The following is a 20,770-nucleotide window of genomic DNA, read 5'->3' as shown; positions in this document are numbered from 1 at the left end:
GTATCCACGTTTTGGAGGTTCCCATCCATGGCACGACGTACCAAGGAAGATGCAGATGCTACGCGCAACAGCCTTTTGGATGCTGCCGAGCGTGTGTTCTACGAAAAAGGCGTGTCGCGCGCCTCGCTGAGCGACATTGCCCAGGCTGCGGGCGCCACGCGCGGCGCGATCTACTGGCATTTCAAGGACAAAGTGGCCTTGTTCAATGCCATGATGGACCGGGTGACCCACCCGCTGGAGCAGGTGGGCAGCAAGAGCGCCAGCATGGCCACTCTGCCCCCTTTGGAGCGGCTGCGTTCCATGGTGGATTTCGTCCAGCGCACCATCGTCCAGGACGAGCGCACGCGCCGGGTGTTCGAGATCGCGTTGTACCGGGTCGAATACGTCAACGACCTCGCGGCGGTGCGCGACAACCATATCGAAGGCTGTGCAGATTTTTGCGCGCTGATCGAGGGTGAATTGCGTTCGGCGGCAGAAGACCAGAACCTGCAATTGCCGATGGAGCCACACACCGCCGCGATGGGTGTACAGGCACTGTTCGATGGCCTGCTGCAGTCCTGGCTGCTGACCCATGGACGCTTCGATCTGGTGACCGTCAGCCGAGGCGCCATCGACGCCTATCTGCGGGGGTTGGGTTTTCGTCTGTAGCCACAGCCACGTGCGATAATCCGCCGCTTGTTCGCCATCGGGCGGACTTTCCCAGCGGCTGTAGCTCAGTGGATAGAGTATTGGCCTCCGAAGCCAAGGGTCGTGGGTTCGATCCCCGCCAGCCGCGCCACATTCCCCAGCCCTTGTTCCCAAGGGCTTTTTTGTTCCCACCGTCCATTCGTCAAGCCGCGCCTACGGACGGGTAGTCCCTAGCCTACGGTTGGCCCTTTGCAGTCCCCCGACAGTGAACTTCACACGGCAGTTTCCGTGTGACTTGTTCAACTTACCGGAGATGGAAATGGCAAACACCAATCAGGGCAACCAGAACCAAGGCAACCGCAATCAGAGCCAGGGGAGCCGGGACAATAACCAAGGGCAGTCGGGCTCGGGGCGCGGATTTGCCTCGATGGACCCCGACCGCCAGCGCGAGATCGCCGCAGAGGGGGGGCGTGCAGCGCACGCTTCGGGCAACGCCCACGAGTTCACATCGCAGGAAGCCCGCGCTGCGGGGGCCAAGAGCCATGGCGGTGGGGGCAACAACGCCTTTTCCGGCTCGGGCAATACCCGGGGCGGCAGCGGCCAGCAGCAGGCACACGCCGGCAGCCAGAGCCACAAGAACGACCGTTGACGTCTGGCACGGGACCGGAGGCCCGCAGTAGGCAGGGCCTTCGATCCAGCCGGTGTCCCGCGCGGGTCGGCACGCGCGCTTGAGCCCCAAGCTGTCAGCCATATAAGCGTGCTCCTACATCCCGTACGAGGGCATGTCCGCAGGATGAGACGTTTCAAACGTGATCGAACTCTGGTGGATACCGCATCTGGTCCGCTCCCATAGGACTACCCATGACCACATCAACTCCCCATCCCTGGGGAACGAATCTGCAAAAAGCCCAGACCTTTCAACCGGATTGGGACAGTTACGTCGTCACGAAGGTCAAGCATGTGCGGGCGGCCTTGCTTGCCGGTATCGACACCTTTAGCGCGGAGGGCTTCACCGTGCCCATGGCCACCGGCTTCATCGAGCTGACGGGGATGCGCGCCGGGTCCTTCCGCACGTTTCTGAAGATCGGGTTTTCCGAGTCCAACCGCGTCATGCTGCCGACGTTCCAACTGGTCGACAACGCGGCGGTGGGAACGCTGATCCTGCCTTCCCCCTGCTTTGGCTCCGCGCTCCAGTTCGTCAACAGTCCCATGGCCCATTTCCGCATCGGCGGCGATGGTCGCCGCAACGCATTGGCAACGGACGTCACGCTGTTGAACAGCGCATTGATCGAGGCCGGCGAACCCGAAGGCATGGAAATCTGAACCCCGGCGCACAGCCCGGCGCGCCGTGCGCCCGGTGTCACCGGCCATTGACGGAGTGATCGCATGAAAGCTCTCACCTACCAAGGCGCCAAGGACGTGCGCGTGGAAAACGTGCCCGACCCCGTGCTGCTCGCACAGGACGATGTGCTGCTGCGCGTCACTGCCACGGCCATCTGCGGCTCGGATCTGCACATCTACCGCGGAAAGATTCCTGGGATGAAGGATGGCGACATCCTCGGCCATGAATTCATGGGTATCGTGGAAGATGTGGGAAGGAAGAGGAGTGCCGCAAGGTGGTGTTGACGCCCTAGAGCGTGCTGCTACCCGCTCGTGCTGCTACCGGCGCACGGTGAGGCTGGGCCAGGTTTGGCAGGCCACCGGGCCGTCGGAGTAAGTCAACGCCTCCCTCCTGCGGGTGGCGATGCGGCCACCCGTGGGCCGTGCCTTCATCGCTTGAGGGAAACCGCCAGGTCTTCGGCGTGGTCCTTGTGCGCTTTGAGTTTCGGCAGCGCCTTGAGGGCGAAGCTCTGGATCTCCGGATCGTCTGCGTCTTTGCCGGCCGCCTCGAACAGCGCGATATCTTTGCGGTGGTCGTTAAGGCCCACCTGCGAGAGGAATTCCTGGTCGAAGTTCTGGGCCTTGGCGATCTGGTCCAGCTGCTTTTGCCTGTCGCCAGGGAGGGTGGTGGGCAGCGCGACGCCCTTGCGCGCTGCCAAGGCCCGGAGTTCGTCGTTGGCGGCGGTGTGGTCCTTCACCAGCATCGCGCCAAACGATTTCACTTCGTTGGCCGTAGCGCGGTTCTGTGCAAGCTTGCCGGCCTGGACCTCGTAGAGCCCGCCGGCGGCGGCCTGCGTCAGGAATTCGCGGTCTTTCGTGCTGGCATCGGCATGGGCCGCTGCGGCGAGCACCAGTCCGCAGGCTGCGGTCACCAGCCTGGCGGTGCAGATCTTTGGCATAGCTGTCCCCCTAGAAAAAAGGGCCAGTATCGGAACGGCCCTGCGAAGGGGCTGTCGGCCCGTGCAGGAGGGGTGGGTCAGCCGTCTCCTACCGCCACTGCAAGGCGGCTGCGCCGGCCGGGCCGCTCAGGCGGCCTGGCACTGGCCGTCCACGAACACCCGCATCTCCCCCGACTGGAAGGCGGTCCATTGCTCGTTGGAGGTCAGCGGCGCCGTGACGACCACGGCCACCTTGTCGTTGGGCGTGGTGTGGGCGGAAAAGTCCACGCGCAGGTCTTCATCGCACAGCTGGGCTTGGGAGAACGGGTGGCGGCGTTCGATGTAGTACAGGTGGGTGGACGCGTGCGCCCACAGCGCCTGCCCGTTGGACAGCAGGAAGTTGAAGGTGCCGTGGGGCGCAATGCGCGCCGCCAGCTCGCGCAGCGTCAGCGTCAGCTCCTCGATGCTCGGCATGCCGGCGTGGGACTTGCTCAGCTCTTGCATCAGCCAGCAGAACACATGCTCGCTGTCGGTGGTGCCGACCGGGTGGAAGTGCGCGTGCAGGCGCGGACGGAAGTCCTTGAGGTCGCCGTTGTGCGCAAACACCCAGTAGCGCCCCCACAGCTCGCGCACGAAGGGGTGGCAGTTTTCCAGGCTCACCACGCCCTGGGTCGCCTTGCGGATGTGGGCGATGACGTTGCGGCTCTTGATGGGGTAGCGGCGGATCAGCTCCGCCACGGGTGAATCGGTGGCACGCTCATGGTCCACGAAGTGGCGCAGCCCGCGCCCCTCGAAGAAGGCGATGCCCCAGCCGTCCGTGTGGTCGGCCGTGTTGCCGGCGCGTTGCGCAAACCCCGTGAAGCTGAAGGTCACGTCGGTGGGCGTGTTGGCATTCATGCCAAGGAGCTGGCACATGGGCGATCGGCCTGTGGTGCGTTGGAGGGCGGCTTACTGCCGGTCCAGCCAGAGCTTGCCGCCCGTGGCCCAGTTCTCGCGCTTCACGTCCGTGATCAGGATGTCCACCGACTCGGGGGAGCCTCCCAGGATTTCGACGGACACGCGCGTGATCTCCTCGACCAGCTTGCGCTTTTGCTCGACGGTGCGGCCTTCCATCATCTCGATGTGGTACGTGGGCATGGTGGTGGGATTCCGGTTGGGGTTCAGGGGTTGGGAACGACGGGTGCCGGGGCCTGCGGCGCAGCGGGCTCTTCGCGTGCACACAGCGGGCAGATGCACGCGCGGCCGCGCGCCTCGGCGGGCAGGCGCGCCAGTGCGTCGCGCGAAACGCTCTCGTGCATGCACCAGCATTGCTGCGCCGGCAACCCGGCGGCCACGGCGCAACCGTTGGATTGGCCGCACAGCGGGCAGCGCGTGGTGGAGGGAGCGGTGGTGGGCATGGGGGAGAGTGTACGAAAGCACAACGGCACCCGTGGGTGCCGTTGTGGTCAAAATGGCCCCTGGCGCCCGTCCATCAAGCGCTAGCAGCTATTGTTTGAATAGCAATCAAGCCTTCTTCTGCGCGGCCTTCACCTTCTGGCGCCAGGCGTGCAGCAGCGGCTCGGTGTAGCCGCTGGGCTGCTCTACGCCCTTGAACACCAGGTCGCAGGCGGCTTGGTAGGCCATGGACTCGGCAAAGCGGCCGTGCATGCGCTGGTACAGCGGGTCGCCGCTGTTTTGCTGGTCCACCTTGGCGGCCATGCGCTCGAACGTGGCGCGTACCTGCCCTTCGGTCACCACGCCGTGCAGCAGCCAGTTGGCCACGTGCTGGCTGGAGATGCGCAGCGTGGCGCGGTCTTCCATCAAGCCGATGTCGTTGATGTCCGGCACCTTGGAGCAGCCCACGCCCTGGTCGATCCAGCGCACCACGTAGCCCAGGATGCCCTGGATGTTGTTGTCCAGCTCCTGCTGCTTTTCGGTCTCGCTCCAGTGCGGGTTGCTGCTCACGGGTACGGTGAGCAGGCCGGTCAGCAGGTTGTCGCGCTCGGCGTCGGCGTCCACCTTGAGCAGCTCGGCCTGCACGGCGGCCACGTTGACCTGGTGGTAGTGCAGCGCGTGCAGCGTGGCGCCCGTGGGGTTGGGCACCCAGGCGGTGTTGGCGCCGGCCTTGGGATGGGCAATTTTCTGCTCCAGCATGGCCTTCATCAGGTCGGGCGCGGCCCACATGCCCTTGCCGATCTGCGCGCGGCCGGACAGGCCCATGGACAGGCCCACCAGCACGTTGTTGCGCTCGTAGGCCTGGATCCAGGCGCTGCTCTTCATGTCGCCCTTGCGGATCATGGGGCCGGCCTGCATGGCGGTGTGTATCTCGTCGCCGGTGCGGTCCAGGAAGCCGGTGTTGATGAAGGCCACGCGCGCCGGAGCGGCGGCAATGCAGGCCTTCAGGTTCACGCTGGTGCGGCGCTCTTCGTCCATGATGCCCAGCTTCACGGTGTTGGCGGGCAGGCCCAGCACCTGCTCCACGCGGGCGAACAGTTCGTTGGCAAATGCCACTTCGGCCGGGCCGTGCATCTTGGGCTTGACGATGTAGACGCTGCCCGTGCGGCTGTTGCGGATGCCACCCGCGCCACCCTTGAGGTCGTGGATGGCGATGGCCGTGGTGACCATGGCGTCCAGGATGCCCTCGGGGATCTCCTTGCTCTCGGCACCCCACAGGATGGCGGGGTTGGTCATCAGATGGCCCACGTTGCGCACGAACATCAGCGAGCGGCCGTGCAGCTTCACGGGCTTGCCGTCGGCGCCGGTGTATTCGCGGTCGGGGTTCAGGCCGCGCGTGACCTGCTTGCCGCCTTTGTCGAAGGTGTCGGTCAGCGTGCCCTTGAGGATGCCCAGCCAGTTGCTGTAGCACAGCACCTTGTCTTCGGCGTCCACGGCGGCCACGGAGTCTTCCAGGTCCAGGATGGTGGACAGCGCAGCTTCCACCACCACGTCGGCCACGCCGGCGGCGTCGCCCTTGCCGATGGGGGTGTTGCGGTCCACACGGATGTCGATGTGCAGGCCGTTGTTCACCAGCAGCACGGACGATGGCTCGGCCGCATTGCCCTGGTAGCCCACGAACTGGGCCGCGTTCTTCAGGCCGGTGGTGGCACCGCCCTGGAGCGTGACGGCCAGCGTGCCGCCCTCGACCTTGTAGGCCGTGGCGTCCTTGTGCGAGCCGCTGGCCAGCGGGGCCGCCTGGTCCAGGAAGTCGCGTGCGAATGCGATGACCTTGGCGCCGCGCACGGGGTTGTAGCCCTTGCCCTTTTCTGCGCCGCCTTCTTCGCCGATCACGTCGGTGCCGTACAGCGCGTCATACAGCGAGCCCCAGCGCGCGTTGGCGGCGTTCAGGGCGTAGCGTGCGTTCAGGATGGGCACCACCAGCTGCGGGCCGGCCTGGATGGCCAGCTCGGCATCCACGTTGGTGGTGGTGGCCTGCGCGCCCTTGGGGGGCTCGACCAGGTAGCCGATCTGGCTCAGGAAGGCGCGGTAGCCTGCCATGTCCTGGATGGGGCCCGGGTTGGCCTTGTGCCAGGTGTCCAGTTCCTTTTGCAGGCGGTCGCGTTCGGCCAGCAGGGCCGCGTTTTTGGGCGCCAGGTCGGCCACGAGGGCATCGAAGCCCTTCCAGAAGGCGGCCGGCTCGACGCCGGTGCCCGGCAGCACCTGCTCGTTGATGAAGGCGTGCAGTTCGTTGGCCACCTGCAGGCCGTGGACGTGGGTACGTGCGGTCATGAGAAACCCCCTAGCGGTAATTGAAAAGCCGTGGCCCATGGCGGAGCCTTGCATGCCACTGTATTGGAAATATTTCCATTAATAAATCGCGCACATATCTCTTAACCAATGACTTTTTTGCAAAGGTTGGCACACTCCGCATGGGGAGTGCGGTGCATGCTTTCATGAAATTGATAGCTGCTTGCGCTTGCTGTATAAGGCTTGGAGCCTGATTTGGCTTGTATTCATGGACAAACTCAAAGCGTTCGAGTCATTCGTGTCGGTGGCCACGCGGGGCAGTCTCACCGCCGCCGCCAAGGCCGAGGGCGTGGCCCCGGCCATCATGGGGCGGCGCCTGGACGCGCTGGAGGAGCACCTGGGCGTGAAGCTGCTGGTGCGCACCACGCGGCGCATCGCGCTCACGCACGAGGGCAGCGCCTTCCTGGAGGACTGCCAGCGCCTGCTGTCCGATGTGGCCAACGCCGAGGCCAGCGTATCCGCCGGCGGCGTGAAGGCCACGGGGCATCTGCGCGTCACTGCGCCCGCGGGCTTTGGCCGGCGCCATGTGGCGCCCCTGGTGCCGCGCTTTCATGACCTGCACCCCGAGGTGACCCTCTCGCTGAACCTGAGCGACCGCGTGGTGGACCTGGCGGGCGAGGGCTACGACTGCGCCGTGCGCGTGGGCGACCTGCCCGACTCGTCCCTGGTCAGCGTGCGCATGGCGGACAACCGTCGCCTGTGCGTGGCCACGCCCCAGTACCTGCAGCGGCGCGGCACACCCACCCACCCGGGCGAGTTGGCCCAGCACGACTGCCTGACCCTCTCCAGCGATGCCTCGCAGACGCGCGGCTGGGCGTTTCGCGTGCCGGTGGCCGGCGGTGGCGGCGCCACCGAGGTCGTGCACTTCAAGCCCGGCGGGCCCCTCGATTGCTCCGACGGCCAGGTACTGCACGACTGGTGCCTGGGCGGCTGGGGCATCGCCTGGCGCAGCACCTGGGAGGTAGAGTCCGAGATCGCGGCCGGCCGCCTGGTGGCGGTGCTGGAGGAGTTCGCCGCGCCGCCCAACGGCATCTATGTCGTCTTTCCCCAGCGCAAGCACCTGCCGCTGCGCGTGCGGCTGTGGATCGAGTACCTGAAGCACCATTACGCGCAGCCCGAATTCTGGGCACGGCCCGCCTCTGTCTGACATGAACGCGGGGCACAATGCCGCGGCATTCCTCCCGCCCGGCCCCCATCATGCCGGGGCCGTACGCACGGCCCACCGTACAGGAGCTTTCATGCGCATTCCCGTTCTTTCTGTTCTCCCCGCGTTGCCCGCCGCTCGCTGGATGCTGGCCGTTATGGCGCTGGCCCTGGTCGCCGGCTGCGCCTTGCCCGCCCGGCACGCGGAAACCACGCCGCGCGCCCACGGGGTGCCGGCCGGCATGGTCAGTGTCACCTACGCGGATCCGGCCGGCTTTGCCGAGGCGCGCGAGCAAACCCCGCACGAGCCCGCCGCGGCCCGGCGTGCCTGGATGGATGCGCTGTGCGAACACCTGGCCGAGCGCGTGGCCGCAGCCTTGCCGGAGGGCGAGCGCGCGGAGGTGCACATCACCGACGTGCGCCGCGCCGGTGCATTCGAGCCCGCGGCGCGGGCCACCGCCCAGGCGGTGCGCGTGGTGCGCGACGTGCATCCGCCGCGCATCGCGCTGGAGTTCAAGCGCCTCTCGCCAGACGGCCGTACCTTGGCCGAAGGCAGTCGCACGCTGCCGGGCTTGGCATTCCAGATGCGCGGGGACCGCTATCCTGGCGACAAGCTGCGCCACGAAAAGACGCTGATCGACGATTGGGTGGCGCAGGAGTTCTCCGCGCGCCGCCCATGACCTATGCGCGCCGCGCGTACCTCTGCCGAAAGGAAACCTGTGACCACCGAAGCCCTGCTCGCCTATGCCCACATCTTGGCCTTCCTCATGGCCGCTACCTTCCTCGCCAGCGAGACCGCGCTGTGCCGCAAGGAGTGGATGAACGCGGCCGCAGTCGAGCGGCTGGCGCGGGTGGACATGCTGTACGGTATCTCGGCGCTGCTGGTGCTGGCCACCGGGCTGGCGCGCACCTGGTGGGGCATGAAGGGCGGGGCGTGGTACTGGTCGCAGCCGCTGCTGCATGCCAAGGTCACGTTGTTCGTGGTGATCGGGCTGATGTCCATCGTCCCGACCATGCGTTTCCTGCGCTGGCGCCGTGCGGTGCGCGCCGGCGGCGCGCTGCCCTCGGATGACCAGGTGCGCAGCACGCGCCGTCTGGTGATGATCGAGGCCCATCTGCTGGCGCTGATTCCGCTGTTGGCCGTCTTCCTGGCACGCGGCGTGGGCACGCGCTGAGCGCTGAGGGAAGGGCAAAAAAAGAAACCCCGCGGGCGGCAGGCGCGCGGGGTTTTCTCGTGCAGGCCCGATGGGCGGGCCCGTGCGGTGCGTCGGTCCTTTAGCTGGCCGCGCCGCTCAAGCACTCTTTCATGAAGGCCTTGCGGGCGTCGCCCTTGAGGTTCTTCGCAACGGCGTCCGCGTTACAGCTCTTCATCTTGTCCTGCTGGGTGGACGCCTTGTTGCCGCTCAGGCACTCCTTCATGAAAGCTTTGCGTTCGTCGCCCTTGAGGTTCTTGGCGCCGGCGTCGGCATTGCAGGTCTTCATGCGCGTCTGCTGCGCCGTGGGCGCCTTGGCGGGGGCGGAGGCGCCGGCCGCGGGGGCGTCCGCAGCGTGTGCGGCGAACGAAAGGGCAAAGCCGGCAGCGGCCAACAGGGGAAGCAGTTTCTTCATGTAATGCTCCTGCAAAAAAGGAAAAGGTGAATGCGCCCGCCGGCAACGCAGTGCCCCACGGGCCACCCAGCATAACGCCGGGCGGTCACGAATGGATGACGGGTCGGCCCGTAGAATCCGCCCCCATGCTCTCCGTCAAACAGGAATTGCTCGCGGCGCTGGCCGACGAGCTGGAAAAGGTGTCGCCCGGCGCAGGCAGCCGCGCGGCCTTCGAATCCCCCAAGGTCGCTGCCCATGGCGACCTCGCGTGCACGGCCGCCATGCAACTGGCCAAGCCCCTCAAGCAGAATCCCCGCGCACTGGGCGAACAGCTACAGGCCGCGCTGGAGGCCACGCCCGCGTTCCAAAAATGGGTGCAAGCCATCGAGATCGCCGGCCCCGGTTTTCTGAACATCCGCCTCAAGCCCGCCGCCAAGCAGCAGGTGGTGCACGAGGTGCTGGCGCAAGGCGCGCAATATGGCTACCAGCCGGCGCGCGGCGAGAAAGTCCTGGTGGAGTTCGTCTCCGCCAACCCCACCGGGCCGCTGCACGTCGGTCACGGCCGCCAGGCCGCCATCGGCGACGCCATCAGCCATCTGTACGCCACCCAGGGCTGGAGCGTGCACCGGGAGTTCTATTACAACGACGCGGGCGTGCAGATCGACACCCTCACCAAGAGCACGCAACTGCGCGCCAAGGGCTTCAAGCCGGGGGATGACTGCTGGCCCACCGACGCGGACAACCCGCTGGCCAAGAATTTCTACAACGGCGACTACATCCAGGACATCGCCGACGCCTTCCTCGCCAAGTCCACCGTCCAGGCCGATGACCGCGCGTTCACGGCGAATGGCGATGTCGAGGATTACGAGAACATCCGCCAGTTCGCCGTGGCCTACCTGCGCAATGAGCAGGACAAGGATCTGCAGGCCTTCAACCTCCAATTCGACCAGTACTACCTGGAGTCCAGCCTCTACGCCAACGGCCATGTGGACGCTACCGTGCAGCGCCTCGTCGCCAACGGCAAGACCTACGAGCAGGACGGCGCGCTGTGGCTCAAGTCCACCGACTACGGGGACGACAAGGACCGCGTCATGCGCAAGCAGGACGGCACGTACACCTACTTCGTGCCTGACGTGGCCTACCACATCCAGAAGTTCCAGCGCGGCTTCACCAAGGTGGTGAACATCCAGGGCACGGACCACCACGGCACCATCGCGCGCGTGCGCGCCGGCCTGCAGGCGGCGGACGTGGGCATCCCCCAGGGCTACCCCGACTACGTGCTGCACACCATGGTGCGCGTGGTGCGCAATGGCGAGGAGGTCAAGATCAGCAAGCGCGCCGGCAGCTACGTGACGCTGCGCGACCTGATCGAGTGGACCAGCAAGGACGCGGTGCGTTTCTTCCTGCTGTCGCGCAAGCCCGACACCGAATACACCTTCGACGTCGACCTGGCCGTGGCGCAGAACAACGACAACCCCGTGTATTACGTGCAGTACGCCCATGCGCGCATCTGCTCGGTGCTGCGCGGCTGGCGCGAGGACTACGACGTGGCCGCGCTGCGCGATGTGGACCTGTCGCCGCTGGAAGGCCCGCAGGCCCAGGCGCTGATGCTGCTGCTCGCCAAGTATCCCGAGATGCTCACCGCAGCCGCGGCCGGCAATGCGCCGCACGACGTGACCTTCTACCTGCGCGACCTGGCCGCCGCCTACCACAGCTATTACGACGCCGAACGCATTCTGGTGGACGACGAGGCCGTCAAGCAGGCGCGGCTGGCGCTCGTCGCGGCCACAGCGCAGGTATTGCACAATGGATTGGCGGTGCTGGGCGTGTCTGCGCCAGCCAGAATGTAAGTGACCACTGATATGAAGAAACAGCAACGCGGCGGCACCATCGTGGGCTTCATCCTCGGGGTGATCGTGGGCCTGGGAGCCGCGCTGGCCGTAGCCGTGTATGTGACCAAGGTGCCCGTGCCCTTCCTGAACAAGAGCACGCCGCGTGCGTCCGAGCAGGACGAGGCCACGAAGAACAAGAACTGGGACCCCAACGCGCCGTTGTACGGCAAGAACCCTGTGCGCCCCGCTGCGCCGGCTGCCGCTCCCGCGTCCGACACCGCGACCGCCGCAGCCCAGCCTGCGTCGGGTCCGCGGGCGGCGGCCAGCCGGCCCGGCGCGGCACCGACGTCGGCCGACCCGCTGGGCGACTTGGCCCGCGCCAAGGCCAACGCGGCGCCCGCTCCCGCGACCAGTGCCGATCCTTTCGAATACTTCGTGCAGGCGGGCGCGTTCCGCACCCAGCAGGATGCCGATGCGCAGCGCGCCAAGCTGGCCATGCTGGGCTGGGAGGCGCGCGTCAGCGAGCGTGAGCAGAACGGCCGCACGGTGTTCCGCGTGCGCGTGGGCCCGTTCGGCAAGCGTGACGACGCCGAGTCGCTGAAGGAAAAACTCGATGGCGCGGGGGTGGAGTCCGCGCTGGTCCGGGTGCAGCGCTGAACTTTTGCCCGCGCTGGCGCTCACAACCCTCCATACTGTCCAGGAGTGATCCCAACCTATGAAACGCCGTGAGTTTTCTCTGACCGTCGCCTCCGCGGCCACCGCCCTGAGCCTGCCGCTGGCGGCGCCCGCACTGGCGCAAGGCCGCCAGTTCAAGGAAGGCAAGGACTACGTCAAGCTGGGCAAGCCCGTCGCAACCGAGGCACCTGCCGGGAAGATCGAAGTTATCGAGTTCTTCTGGTACAGCTGCCCGCACTGCAATACGTTCGAGCCTTCGCTGGAGGCCTGGATCAAGTCGGCGCCCAAGGACCTGCACATCCGCCGCGTGCCCGTGGCGTTCAATGCGAGCTTCGTGCCGCAGCAAAAGCTCTACTACGCGCTGGAAGGCATGGGCAAGCTGCCCGAGCTGCATGCGAAGGTGTTCCGTGCGGTGCACGTGGAACGCCTGCCGCTGAACAAGGACGAGCTGATCTTCGACTGGATCGGCAAGCAGGGCGTGGACGTGGCGAAGTTCAAGGAGGTCTACAACTCCTTTACCGTATCCAACCAGGTGCGCAAGGCGTCGCAGCTGCAGGACGGCTACCAGGTCGAGGGCGTTCCCTCCATGGGAGTGGCCGGCCGCTACTACACCGACGGCACCATGGCGGGCAACATGCAAAGCGTGCTGCAGGTGGTGGAGCACTTGGTTGGCGTAGCGCGCAAGGGCTGAAGCGCCCCGCCGCCACCAGCGACAAGCGCGCCTACGGGCGCGCTTTTTTCATGCCTGCGCACCGGTTGGCGCGGCGGCATGGCGGCCGGTGGCAGGCCTGTACGGGTTGATGCGATCCACTGCGGCGGCGGCGCGCTTGCGTCAGTACAATGATCGCAAGATTCGTGCCCTCTATGAGAACCCGATTGCCCTTCCTCCTCCTGTCCCGCGCCGCAGCGCTGGCCCTGGCGCTGGCCGCATCGCCGCTGGTGCACGCCGAAAAAGCCGACCGCAACAAGCCCATGAACATCGAGGCCGATGCCCTGCGCCACGATGAGCTCAAGCAGACCAGCGTTTTCACCGGCCGTGTCGTCATGACCAAGGGCACCATCGTGCTGCGCGGCGCGCAGCTGGAGGTGCGCCAGGATGCCGACGGCTTCCAGTACGGTGTGGTGACGGCCGAGCCGGGCAAGCGCGCCTTTTTCCGGCAAAAGCGTGACACCGCGCCGGGCGCGCCCGACGAGTTCGTCGAGGGCGAGGGCGAGGTCATCGAATACGACGGCCGCGCCGACGTGGTGAAGCTCATCCGCCGCGCCGAGCTGCGCCGCTACCGCGAGGCCACACTGACCGACGAGCTGGCCGGCGCCCTCATCGTCTACAACAACCTCACGGACGTGTTCACCGTGGACGGGCAGAAGACCGCGCCCGCTGGCGCCACTGCCGGCACGCCGGGCGGCCGGGTGCGGGCGGTGCTCGCGCCCAAGGAGCCTGCATCGGGCACCAGCGCCACGCCGCCCGTGCGCACCGAGCCGCCCGCGCTGCGTACCAGCCCCAGCCTGGACGGCGCGAAGTGAGCGCGGCCTTGGACGATGCGCGCATGAGCGAAGGCGTCAGCCGCCTGGAGGCGCTGCACCTGGAGAAGTCCTACGGCAGCCGCAAGGTGGTCAAGGACGTGTCCGTGGTCGTGCAAAAGGGCGAGGTGGTGGGCCTATTGGGCCCCAACGGCGCCGGCAAGACCACGTCGTTCTACATGATCGTCGGCCTGGTGCGCAGCGACGGCGGCCGCATCAGCATCGACGGGCAGGACGTGACGGACATGCCCATCCACCGGCGCTCGCGGCTGGGCCTGTCGTACCTGCCGCAGGAAGCCTCGATCTTTCGCAAGCTCAATGTCGAAGACAACGTGCGCGCGGTGCTGGAGCTGCAGACCGACGAGGCCGGCCGCTCCCTGCCGCGCGCCGAGGTGGAGCGGCGCCTGACCGCGCTGCTGCAGGAACTGCGCGTGGACCACCTGCGCAAGTCGCCTGCACTGGCGCTGTCGGGCGGCGAGCGCCGGCGCGTGGAGATCGCGCGCGCGCTGGCCACGCAGCCGCGCTTCATCCTGCTGGATGAGCCCTTCGCCGGCATCGACCCGATCGCCGTGATCGAGATCCAGCGCATCATTGGCTTTCTCAAGGCGCGCGGCATTGGCGTGCTGATCACCGACCACAACGTGCGTGAGACGCTGGGCATCTGCGACCACGCCTTCATCATCAGCGACGGCCAGGTGCTGGCTCAGGGTACGCCGTCGGACATCGTCGACAACGCGGAAGTGCGCCGGGTGTACCTGGGCGAGCACTTCCGCATGTGAGAGTGATGGGCGACCACGGCGCGATGCAGGACCAGACAGTGGGTTGCAGGCCATGAAGCCCGGCCTGTCGCTGCGCGTCTCGCAGCACCTGGCGCTCACACCGCAGTTGCAGCAGTCGATCCGCCTGCTGCAGCTGTCCACGCTGGAGCTGGCCCAGGAGGTCGAGCAAATGCTCGACGAGAACCCCTTCCTGGAGCGCACGCTGGAAGAGGCCCCGCGCGAGGAGTTCGGCCTGGCCCAGGCCGATGCACCGGTGAGCGAGCAAGACCGCGAAGCCGAGGATGCTATTTATTCAGGAGCTGTCAGCGCAGGGCAGGAAAGCGCTACAAGCCAAAATGATGCAGAAACCTCCACCGCCGAATCCACGGCCGAACCCGCGGACTGGGAAGGCGACGGCTCGGTAGACCTGGCGCCCGACGACAGCGAGTGGGGCGGCGACGCCCCGGCGCGCAACGGTGCCGGCGCGGGGAGCGACGACGAGGTGGACGCCACCGAGCTGGCCCGCAGCCAGGAGTCGCTCACGGCCTTCCTGCACCGCCAGGCGCTGGCGCTGCGCCTGTCCGAGCTGGACATGGCCGCGCTGCGCTTCCTCATCGAATCGCTGAACGACGACGGCTACCTGGACGAGTCGCTGCAGGACCTGGCCGCCAGCCTGGCGGGCACCGAAGACCCCGAGCAACTCGATGAACTGGTGCACCGTTTCACCGTGGCGCTGCGCCTGCTGCAAAGCCTGGAGCCCGCGGGCGTGGGCGCGCGCGGCCTGGCCGAATGCCTCACGCTGCAGCTGCGTGCGATGGACCAGGACGAAGAGGGCGACCCCGACGTGATCCAGGCCGCGCTGGCCATTTGCGGCCAGCCGCTGGACCTGCTGGCCAAGCGCGACGTGCGCCGCCTGGCGCAGGCCTGCGGCACCAGCGAAGAGCGCACGCGCGCCGCGATGGCCTTGATCGCGCGGCTGGAGCCACGCCCGGGCAGGCGCTTTGCCGACGTGGACCGCAACATCATCGTGCCCGACGTGATCGTCAAGAAAACCGGCCGCGGCGGACAGCAGAACTTCAGCGTGCAGCTCAACCCGGACGTGATGCCGCGCCTGCGCGTGCACGACATCTACGCCGGTGCGTTGCGCGGCGGCCGTGGCGAAGGCCACCAGGCGCTGCAGGCACGGCTGCAGGAGGCGCGTTGGTTCATCAAGAACATCCAGCAGCGTTTTGACACCATCCTGCGCGTGTCGCGCGCCATCGTGGAGCGGCAGAAGAACTTCTTCGTGCATGGCGAACTGGCCATGCGCCCGCTGGTGCTGCGCGACATTGCCGATGAACTGGGCCTGCACGAGTCCACCATCAGCCGCGTGACCACCGCCAAGTACATGGCCACGCCGCAAGGCACCTACGAACTCAAGTATTTCTTCGGCTCGGGGCTGGGCACCGAAACCGGCGGCAACGCCTCCAGCACGGCCGTGCGCGCGCTCATCAAGCAGTTCATCGCGGCCGAGAACCCGCACAAGCCGCTGTCGGACAGCCAGATCGCCGAGATGCTCAAGGAGCAGGGCATTGAATGTGCGCGCCGCACCGTGGCCAAATACCGTGAGGCGCTCAAGATCGCCCCGGCCAACATCCGCAAGGCACTTTGAACCATGGCACGCGTCGTCTTCGACCTTCCCCCGCACTTCGGCTTCAGTACCGAGCTGCAGATCTACATCAGCCATGTCAACCAGGGCGGGCACCTGGACAACGCGCAGTTGCTCAGACTCGTGTCCGAGGCGCGCGTGCGTTTCTTCAAGTCGCTGGGCTACCCCGAGGCCGACGTGGCGGGCCTGTCCACCGTGGTGGGCGACATCGTGGCGCAGTACAAGTCCGAGGCGTTCCACGGCGAGACGCTGCGCGTGGAGATGACGCCGCAGGACTTCAACCGCTACGGCTTCGACCTCGTCTTCCGGTTGACCGAGAAGAGCCAGGGGCGCGAGATCGCGCGCGGCAAGACCGGCATCGTCTTCATCGACCGTGCGGCCCGCAAGCCCGCACCCATTCCTGAATCCGTGCTCCAGCCATTGCTGCAGCGCGCAGCACAGCCGCAATGAACCAGCTTCAACTCTTTTTGCCCTGCGCCGCTGGCGTGGAGGGCTATCTGGCCGACGAGGTGCACAGCCTCACGGGGCTGGCCGGGCAGGACCTGCTCGTGGGCCGCGCGGGCGTGCTGCTGCGCGCCTCCTGGCGCGACGCGCTGCGCCTGAACCTGCACAGCCGCCTGGCGCAGCGTGTGCTGGTGCAACTGGCCGAGCGGCCCTACCGCAACGAGGACGACATCTATGCCGCCGCGGCCGACGTGGCCTGGGAGATCTGGTTCACCCCGCGCCAGAGCTTCAAGGTGGAGGTGACGGCGCAGCACAGCCCGCTCAAGAGCCTGAACTTCGCCGCGCTGCGCGTGAAGGATGCCGTGGCCGACCGCTTCCGCGCCAAGGCCGGCGTGCGCCCCGACGTGCAGACGCAGTGGCCCGACGTGCGCGTGCACCTGCACCTGACCAGCGACCGCGCCCAGATCTACATCGACACCTCGGGCGAGCCGCTGTTCAAACGCGGCTGGCGCGAGGACAAGGGCGACGCGCCGCTCAAGGAAACGCTGGCCGCCGCCATGATCGCCGCCACCGGCTGGGACCCGCATGGCGAGCAGCCGCTGCCGCTGTACGACCCTTGCTGCGGCAGCGGCACCGTGGTCATCGAGGCCGCGCAGATCGCCTGCCGCATCGCGCCGGGCCTGCAGCGGCGCTTTGCCTTCGAGAAGCTATTGCCGCACCAGGCCCATGTCTGGTCTGCGATTAAGGATGAAGCGGCCAGCGCCGTTACCGCGGCCTCGGTGCCGATTTTTGGCAGCGACGTGTCGCACCGCATGGTGGACTTTGCCCAGCGCAATGCCGTGCGCGCCGGCGTGGCCGACGCGGTGCAGCTGCGCGGGGGCGACGCGCTGCAGCGCATGCCGCCCAGTGAACAACCCGGGGTGATGCTGCTGAATCCGCCGTATGGCGAGCGCATCGCCGCGGCCGGCACGGCGGGGCGCAATGCGCGTGAGCGCATGTCCACGGTCGAGCGCATGGGCCGCGAGACGGCGCAGACCGAGGACGGCGTGGACTTCTTCGCGCAGTTGGCCGCGCACTGGAAGAAGCACTACGCCGGCTGGCAGGCCTGGATGCTCACGCCCGACCTCAAGCTGCCCGGCAAGATGCGCCTGAAGGAGTCGCGCCGCGTGCCGCTGTGGAACGGCCCCATCGAATGCCGCCTGTTCCGCTTCGACCTCGTGGCGGGCGCCGTGCGGGATCGGCCGCGCGCCGGCCACGCGGGGGAGGGCGGCGCGGCCAACGGTGCGCCGGGTGCGCCGGCCGGCGGAGCCTCGGATGCGTCCTGAGCTGCGCCTGCCCGCCGTGGCGCCGGCGGGCGAGAGCGCGCGTGCCGTGGTGCTGGACACCAACATCGTGCTCGACCTGTTCATCTTCGCCGACGCGGCCGTGGCCGCCGTGCGTGCGCTGCTGCAGGCCCAGCGCCTGGACTGGATTGCCACGCAGCACATGCGGGACGAGCTGGAGCGCGTGCTGCAGTACACCCACCTGCAGCCGCGCATGGCGTATTACGGCGTGGGTGCGGATGACGTACTGACGGCGTTCGACGCGGGCGTGCGCCTGGTCGAGGTGGCGCCGCGCGCGCCCTGGGCCTGCAAGGACGCGGACGACCAGAAGTTCATCGACCTGGCGGTCGCGCACCGCGCCATCATCGTGTCCAAGGACAAGGCTGTGCTTTGCATGCGAAAACGGCTGTTGACGCAGGACACGCATGCGGTGGCAGCTATTGTTTTTGAAGAGGTTTGCGAACCATGTCCAACCTGATCGTGCATGGCGGCACGCCGCTGCGTGGCCGCGTCACCCCCTCGGCCAACAAGAACGCGGTGCTGCCCGTGCTGTGCGCCACGCTGCTCACGCGCGCGCCGCTGCGCCTGGTGGGCGTGCCCGACATCACCGACGTGCGCAAGATCCTGGAGATCTTCCGCACCCTGGGCAGCGAGGTGCGCTGGGACCATGCCAGCGCCACGCTGGAACTGCACCACCAGGCCACGCACTTCGACGCCGCCACGCACCGCCTGCCCGAGGAGATGCGCTCGTCCATCATGCTGGTGCCGCCGCTGCTGGCGCGCTTCGGCGTGGCGCGGCTGGAGGACAACGTGAAGGGCTGCACCCTGGGTGTGCGCGAGATCGACCCGCATGTGGAGGTCTTTCGCAGCTTCGGCGGCCAGGTGGAGCGGGCCGAGGGTTCGTTGCTGGTGCGCCGCGTAGGCATGCTCACGCCGGTGCACCACTGGCTGGACTATGCCTCGGTGACCACCACCGAGAACTTCGTGCTGTGCGCCGTGGCCGCGCAGGGCACCTCCACGCTGACCAACGCAGCGTCCGAGCCGCACGTGCAGGAGTTCTGCCGCTTCATGCAAATGCTGGGCGCGCAGATCGAGGGCGTGGGCACCTCGCGGCTTACGGTGCATGGCGGCGGCGACCTGGGGGGCGGTGAATTCCGCTTTGCCGAGGACTTTCACGAGATCACCACCTTCCTGGCGCTGGGGGCCATCACCGGCGGCGACGTGGTGGTGAAGAACAGCGCGCCGGAGAACTTCCCGCTGATCGACCGCACGTTTGCCAAGTTTGGCGTGCGCGTGGAGCACCGGGACGGCTGGTCGCGCGCCTTCGTGGACGGGCCGCTCACGGTGCAGACGCCCTTCACCCCCAACGTGCTGACCAAGGTGGAGGCCGCGCCCTGGCCCTATTTCCCGGTGGATCTGCTGCCGATCTTCATCGCGCTGGGCGTGCGCGCGCAGGGCAACGCCATGTTCTGGAACAAGGTGTACGACGGCGCTTTAGGCTGGACGGGCGAGCTGTCCAAGTTTGGCGCGCATGTGTACCAGTCCGACCCGCACCGCATCGTCACCTTCGGTGGCGGGCAGCTCGCGCCGGCGGTGGTGGAGAGCCCCTACATCATCCGCGTGGCGATCGCGCTGTTCATGGTCGCGGCCAGTATCCCGGGGCGCTCGGAGATCCGCAACGCCACGCCCATCCGCCGCGCGCACCCGCACTTCGTGGAGAACCTGCGCAGCCTGGGGGCCCGGGTGGAGTGGACGGCAGAGGAGTAGCCGCGCCCTGATCGCCCCAGCCTTCGCTGCGCTGCAGCACAAAAGTGGATTGTGGTTCATACTTACGCCTAAGGGTTAACACCTAGTGGTTAACCCGGTGTTGGTCGGCGTATGAGATGCGCGCCGTTCCGCACCGGATGAGCATCTCAGTCAGGAAACCACACCATGCGCGAAGCCGTCCGTCTGATCCTCGAGTTCATCCAAGAAGCCCGCGAGGCCCATCTGGAAATCGCCAGCCAATAAGGCTGGGTGGGCCGCCCAGACGGCCCTTTGTTACCGACCGCTGCGCCCCATTGCCCTGGCATGGGGCGTTTCTGTTTTTAAGCCAAATCAAGCTCTAGCGCTTGTGTAATAAGCGCAAGCAGCTATTAATACAATAGCTAGTGCGCAACCTGCGGCGTTACACTGCGCGCCTCAGGCCTCCTGGGGCCCTGTTCCTCCCCCTCCTTAGCCCGCGGGTCCAAGCCCCGCCCGATTCCGCATGAACGCCACCTCCGACACCCCCGCATCCGCCGCCGCCCCCGCCCTGGGGCCGGACGAACTGGACGAACTCGACAGCCTGCTGGACGACCTGCGCACGCGTGAGGAAGATGTGCCGCAGTGGGAGTTCTGCGACGGCTTCCTGACGGCGCTGGTCTGCACGCGCCGCCCAGTGCCCGCGGCGGAATGGCTGCCCATGCTGCTGGGCGACGGCCTGGAGCTGGACGTGGCCGAAGGAGAGCCCCTGCCGCTGGTGCCCACGTTCAAGGACCTGGCGCAGCAGGAGCGCTTCCTTGCCTTGTGGGAGCTGCGCCGCGCCGAGGTGCAGGCGCAACTGGACGAGCAGGCCGAATCGCTGGACGCCGACAACGCCTTCCAGCCCGAGGTGATCGACATGCGCGGCGCCATCGCCAGCCTGCCCGAGGAGGAGCGCGCCGAGATGGCGGGGCAGGAGATTCCTTCCTTCGGCCAGGTCTGGGCGCTGGGCTTCATGTTCGCCGTGGAGAACTGGCCCGAGGACTGGGCCACCCCGCGCGACAAGGAAGCCGCCCAGTGGCTGGACGGCGCGCTCGAATCCATCGTCGCCCTCACTGAGGACGACACCGGCAAGCCCGAGATCTGCATGTACGCCGAAGACGGCCCGCCCAGTACCAGCCAGGAGCGCCTGGAGGTCTTTGGCGAGGCCATCTGGGGCGTGTACGACCTGCGCCAGCTCTGGCGCAGCCTGGGTCCGCGCCAGGAAACCATCGTCAAGGGCGAGCAGCCCGGCCGCAACGACCCCTGTCCTTGCGGCAGCGGCAAGAAGTACAAGAAGTGCTGCGGCGCGGCTTGACGCGGCTGTGGCCAGGTGTGGCTGCCCTGGCGCGGCCTTGCCTGGTGTAGCTGGCCTGGCGCGGCTCGGCCTGGCGCGGATCGGTCTGACGCGGCCCGGTCTGACGCGGCCCGGTCTGACGCGGCCCGGTTCGATTCGCCGGCATTGAGTGGG

23 protein-coding genes, 1 tRNA gene and 1 pseudogene are annotated in these 20,770 nt (G+C 67.3%); 19 read left to right on the top strand and 6 right to left on the bottom strand.

Annotated features, from left to right (window positions below; translation table 11 throughout):
• Positions 1-27: 27 nt before the first annotated feature.
• The 5 genes and pseudogenes from OX89_RS01860 to OX89_RS01840 form a co-directional block, all read left to right on the top strand.
• Positions 28-648: a TetR family transcriptional regulator gene (locus OX89_RS01860; protein WP_012655391.1), complete on the top strand. Its 621-nt coding sequence runs from the start codon at positions 28-30 to the stop codon at positions 646-648.
• 54 nt (positions 649-702) lie between these two features.
• Positions 703-778: transfer RNA gene (locus OX89_RS01855), tRNA-Arg, on the top strand.
• Between the two features lie 168 nt (positions 779-946).
• The gene (locus OX89_RS01850; RefSeq protein WP_047349374.1) at positions 947-1,276 is read left to right on the top strand and encodes a KGG domain-containing protein; all 330 of its coding nucleotides are present in this window, start codon (positions 947-949) and stop codon (positions 1,274-1,276) included.
• 212 nt (positions 1,277-1,488) lie between these two features.
• On the top strand, positions 1,489-1,950 hold the full coding sequence (locus tag OX89_RS01845; RefSeq protein ID WP_047349348.1) for a hypothetical protein: 462 nt from the start codon (positions 1,489-1,491) through the stop codon (positions 1,948-1,950).
• Positions 1,951-2,013: 63 nt separating this feature from the next.
• Positions 2,014-2,223: pseudogene (locus OX89_RS01840) on the top strand (alcohol dehydrogenase catalytic domain-containing protein); the annotation flags it as partial.
• Between the two features lie 173 nt (positions 2,224-2,396).
• On the opposite strand, the gene OX89_RS01835 reads toward OX89_RS01840, so the two are convergent.
• From OX89_RS01835 to OX89_RS01815, 5 genes are all read right to left on the bottom strand, one after another.
• The gene (locus OX89_RS01835) at positions 2,397-2,906 is read right to left on the bottom strand and encodes a DUF4142 domain-containing protein (RefSeq protein WP_047349347.1); all 510 of its coding nucleotides are present in this window, start codon (positions 2,904-2,906) and stop codon (positions 2,397-2,399) included.
• 126 nt (positions 2,907-3,032) lie between these two features.
• Positions 3,033-3,800: a class II glutamine amidotransferase gene (locus OX89_RS01830; protein WP_011803798.1), complete on the bottom strand. Its 768-nt coding sequence runs from the start codon at positions 3,798-3,800 to the stop codon at positions 3,033-3,035.
• 33 nt (positions 3,801-3,833) lie between these two features.
• Positions 3,834-4,022 carry a 4-oxalocrotonate tautomerase gene (locus OX89_RS01825; RefSeq protein WP_011803799.1) on the bottom strand — a complete coding sequence of 63 codons (189 nt, stop codon included), beginning with the start codon at positions 4,020-4,022 and terminating at the stop codon, positions 3,834-3,836.
• A gap of 23 nt (positions 4,023-4,045) precedes the next feature.
• Positions 4,046-4,282 carry a cysteine-rich CWC family protein gene (locus tag OX89_RS01820; protein WP_011803800.1) on the bottom strand — a complete coding sequence of 79 codons (237 nt, stop codon included), beginning with the start codon at positions 4,280-4,282 and terminating at the stop codon, positions 4,046-4,048.
• 106 nt (positions 4,283-4,388) lie between these two features.
• Positions 4,389-6,590: a malate synthase G gene (locus tag OX89_RS01815; RefSeq protein ID WP_047349346.1), complete on the bottom strand. Its 2,202-nt coding sequence runs from the start codon at positions 6,588-6,590 to the stop codon at positions 4,389-4,391.
• Between the two features lie 226 nt (positions 6,591-6,816).
• Here OX89_RS01815 and OX89_RS01810 point away from each other — a divergent pair, with 226 nt between their 5' ends.
• From OX89_RS01810 to OX89_RS01800, 3 genes are all read left to right on the top strand, one after another.
• A complete protein-coding gene (locus tag OX89_RS01810; protein WP_047349345.1) occupies positions 6,817-7,755 on the top strand; it encodes a LysR family transcriptional regulator in 939 nt (312 codons plus the stop codon).
• Positions 7,756-7,846: 91 nt separating this feature from the next.
• Entirely contained in the window at positions 7,847-8,431 is a 585-nt protein-coding gene (locus OX89_RS01805; RefSeq protein WP_047349373.1) for a DUF3016 domain-containing protein, read from the top strand.
• Positions 8,432-8,470: 39 nt separating this feature from the next.
• The gene (locus OX89_RS01800; RefSeq protein WP_011803804.1) at positions 8,471-8,926 is read left to right on the top strand and encodes a DUF2214 family protein; all 456 of its coding nucleotides are present in this window, start codon (positions 8,471-8,473) and stop codon (positions 8,924-8,926) included.
• 100 nt (positions 8,927-9,026) lie between these two features.
• Here the strand turns inward: OX89_RS01800 and OX89_RS01795 are convergent, their stop codons facing one another.
• A complete protein-coding gene (locus OX89_RS01795; protein ID WP_011803805.1) occupies positions 9,027-9,359 on the bottom strand; it encodes a PsiF family protein in 333 nt (110 codons plus the stop codon).
• Positions 9,360-9,484: 125 nt separating this feature from the next.
• Here OX89_RS01795 and argS point away from each other — a divergent pair, with 125 nt between their 5' ends.
• From argS to OX89_RS01740, 11 genes are all read left to right on the top strand, one after another.
• Positions 9,485-11,188 (top strand): arginine--tRNA ligase, encoded by a 1,704-nt coding sequence (gene argS, locus OX89_RS01790; RefSeq protein ID WP_047349344.1) that lies wholly within the window; start codon positions 9,485-9,487, stop codon positions 11,186-11,188.
• 12 nt (positions 11,189-11,200) lie between these two features.
• Positions 11,201-11,827, top strand: coding sequence for an SPOR domain-containing protein (locus tag OX89_RS01785; RefSeq protein ID WP_047349343.1), 627 nt, complete (start codon positions 11,201-11,203; stop codon positions 11,825-11,827).
• 58 nt (positions 11,828-11,885) lie between these two features.
• Complete coding sequence (locus OX89_RS01780) at positions 11,886-12,536, top strand: thiol:disulfide interchange protein DsbA/DsbL (RefSeq protein WP_011803808.1); 651 nt, start codon at positions 11,886-11,888, stop codon at positions 12,534-12,536.
• Positions 12,537-12,709: 173 nt separating this feature from the next.
• Positions 12,710-13,369: a lipopolysaccharide transport periplasmic protein LptA gene (lptA, locus tag OX89_RS01775; RefSeq protein ID WP_041838776.1), complete on the top strand. Its 660-nt coding sequence runs from the start codon at positions 12,710-12,712 to the stop codon at positions 13,367-13,369.
• Positions 13,370-13,392: 23 nt separating this feature from the next.
• Entirely contained in the window at positions 13,393-14,145 is a 753-nt protein-coding gene (lptB, locus tag OX89_RS01770) for an LPS export ABC transporter ATP-binding protein (RefSeq protein WP_012655406.1), read from the top strand.
• 52 nt (positions 14,146-14,197) lie between these two features.
• Entirely contained in the window at positions 14,198-15,775 is a 1,578-nt protein-coding gene (locus tag OX89_RS01765; protein ID WP_047349342.1) for an RNA polymerase factor sigma-54, read from the top strand.
• Positions 15,776-15,778: 3 nt separating this feature from the next.
• Positions 15,779-16,222 carry a thioesterase family protein gene (locus tag OX89_RS01760; protein WP_047349341.1) on the top strand — a complete coding sequence of 148 codons (444 nt, stop codon included), beginning with the start codon at positions 15,779-15,781 and terminating at the stop codon, positions 16,220-16,222.
• Positions 16,219-17,541 (top strand): class I SAM-dependent RNA methyltransferase, encoded by a 1,323-nt coding sequence (locus OX89_RS01755; RefSeq protein WP_047349340.1) that lies wholly within the window; start codon positions 16,219-16,221, stop codon positions 17,539-17,541. The genes OX89_RS01760 and OX89_RS01755 overlap by 4 nt, the downstream gene beginning before the upstream one ends.
• Positions 17,531-18,016 carry a putative toxin-antitoxin system toxin component, PIN family gene (locus OX89_RS01750; RefSeq protein WP_047349339.1) on the top strand — a complete coding sequence of 162 codons (486 nt, stop codon included), beginning with the start codon at positions 17,531-17,533 and terminating at the stop codon, positions 18,014-18,016. Before OX89_RS01755 ends, OX89_RS01750 begins: the two co-directional genes overlap by 11 nt.
• Complete coding sequence (locus OX89_RS01745) at positions 18,004-19,305, top strand: UDP-N-acetylglucosamine 1-carboxyvinyltransferase (RefSeq protein ID WP_047349338.1); 1,302 nt, start codon at positions 18,004-18,006, stop codon at positions 19,303-19,305. The genes OX89_RS01750 and OX89_RS01745 overlap by 13 nt, the downstream gene beginning before the upstream one ends.
• Positions 19,306-19,786: 481 nt before the next feature.
• A complete protein-coding gene (locus OX89_RS01740) occupies positions 19,787-20,617 on the top strand; it encodes a YecA family protein (protein ID WP_011803816.1) in 831 nt (276 codons plus the stop codon).
• Positions 20,618-20,770 lie beyond the last annotated feature (153 nt).

The sequence above is a fragment of the Diaphorobacter sp. J5-51 genome (assembly GCF_001023515.1).
GTDB classification, from domain to species: domain Bacteria; phylum Pseudomonadota; class Gammaproteobacteria; order Burkholderiales; family Burkholderiaceae_C; genus Diaphorobacter; species Diaphorobacter nitroreducens.
This window is presented reverse-complemented; position numbering and strand designations above follow the sequence as displayed.

Excerpts from the sequence above, each read along its gene's own strand:
- OX89_RS01850 (WP_047349374.1), top strand. The coding sequence starts at position 947 with ATGGCAAACACCAATCAGGGCAACCAGAACCAAGGCAACCGCAATCAG.
- OX89_RS01860 (WP_012655391.1), top strand. The coding sequence starts at position 28 with ATGGCACGACGTACCAAGGAAGATGCAGATGCTACGCGCAACAGCCTT.
- OX89_RS01780 (WP_011803808.1), top strand. The coding sequence starts at position 11,886 with ATGAAACGCCGTGAGTTTTCTCTGACCGTCGCCTCCGCGGCCACCGCC.
- OX89_RS01765 (WP_047349342.1), top strand. The coding sequence starts at position 14,198 with ATGAAGCCCGGCCTGTCGCTGCGCGTCTCGCAGCACCTGGCGCTCACA.
- OX89_RS01820 (WP_011803800.1), bottom strand. The coding sequence starts at position 4,282 with ATGCCCACCACCGCTCCCTCCACCACGCGCTGCCCGCTGTGCGGCCAA.
- OX89_RS01825 (WP_011803799.1), bottom strand. The coding sequence starts at position 4,022 with ATGCCCACGTACCACATCGAGATGATGGAAGGCCGCACCGTCGAGCAA.
- OX89_RS01845 (WP_047349348.1), top strand. The coding sequence starts at position 1,489 with ATGACCACATCAACTCCCCATCCCTGGGGAACGAATCTGCAAAAAGCC.
- argS (WP_047349344.1), top strand. The coding sequence starts at position 9,485 with ATGCTCTCCGTCAAACAGGAATTGCTCGCGGCGCTGGCCGACGAGCTG.
- lptB (WP_012655406.1), top strand. The coding sequence starts at position 13,393 with ATGAGCGAAGGCGTCAGCCGCCTGGAGGCGCTGCACCTGGAGAAGTCC.
- OX89_RS01750 (WP_047349339.1), top strand. The coding sequence starts at position 17,531 with ATGCGTCCTGAGCTGCGCCTGCCCGCCGTGGCGCCGGCGGGCGAGAGC.
- OX89_RS01785 (WP_047349343.1), top strand. The coding sequence starts at position 11,201 with ATGAAGAAACAGCAACGCGGCGGCACCATCGTGGGCTTCATCCTCGGG.
- OX89_RS01830 (WP_011803798.1), bottom strand. The coding sequence starts at position 3,800 with ATGTGCCAGCTCCTTGGCATGAATGCCAACACGCCCACCGACGTGACC.
- lptA (WP_041838776.1), top strand. The coding sequence starts at position 12,710 with ATGAGAACCCGATTGCCCTTCCTCCTCCTGTCCCGCGCCGCAGCGCTG.
- OX89_RS01760 (WP_047349341.1), top strand. The coding sequence starts at position 15,779 with ATGGCACGCGTCGTCTTCGACCTTCCCCCGCACTTCGGCTTCAGTACC.
- OX89_RS01815 (WP_047349346.1), bottom strand. The coding sequence starts at position 6,590 with ATGACCGCACGTACCCACGTCCACGGCCTGCAGGTGGCCAACGAACTG.
- OX89_RS01795 (WP_011803805.1), bottom strand. The coding sequence starts at position 9,359 with ATGAAGAAACTGCTTCCCCTGTTGGCCGCTGCCGGCTTTGCCCTTTCG.
- OX89_RS01805 (WP_047349373.1), top strand. The coding sequence starts at position 7,847 with ATGCGCATTCCCGTTCTTTCTGTTCTCCCCGCGTTGCCCGCCGCTCGC.
- OX89_RS01740 (WP_011803816.1), top strand. The coding sequence starts at position 19,787 with ATGAACGCCACCTCCGACACCCCCGCATCCGCCGCCGCCCCCGCCCTG.
- OX89_RS01745 (WP_047349338.1), top strand. The coding sequence starts at position 18,004 with ATGTCCAACCTGATCGTGCATGGCGGCACGCCGCTGCGTGGCCGCGTC.
- OX89_RS01810 (WP_047349345.1), top strand. The coding sequence starts at position 6,817 with ATGGACAAACTCAAAGCGTTCGAGTCATTCGTGTCGGTGGCCACGCGG.
- OX89_RS01835 (WP_047349347.1), bottom strand. The coding sequence starts at position 2,906 with ATGCCAAAGATCTGCACCGCCAGGCTGGTGACCGCAGCCTGCGGACTG.
- OX89_RS01755 (WP_047349340.1), top strand. The coding sequence starts at position 16,219 with ATGAACCAGCTTCAACTCTTTTTGCCCTGCGCCGCTGGCGTGGAGGGC.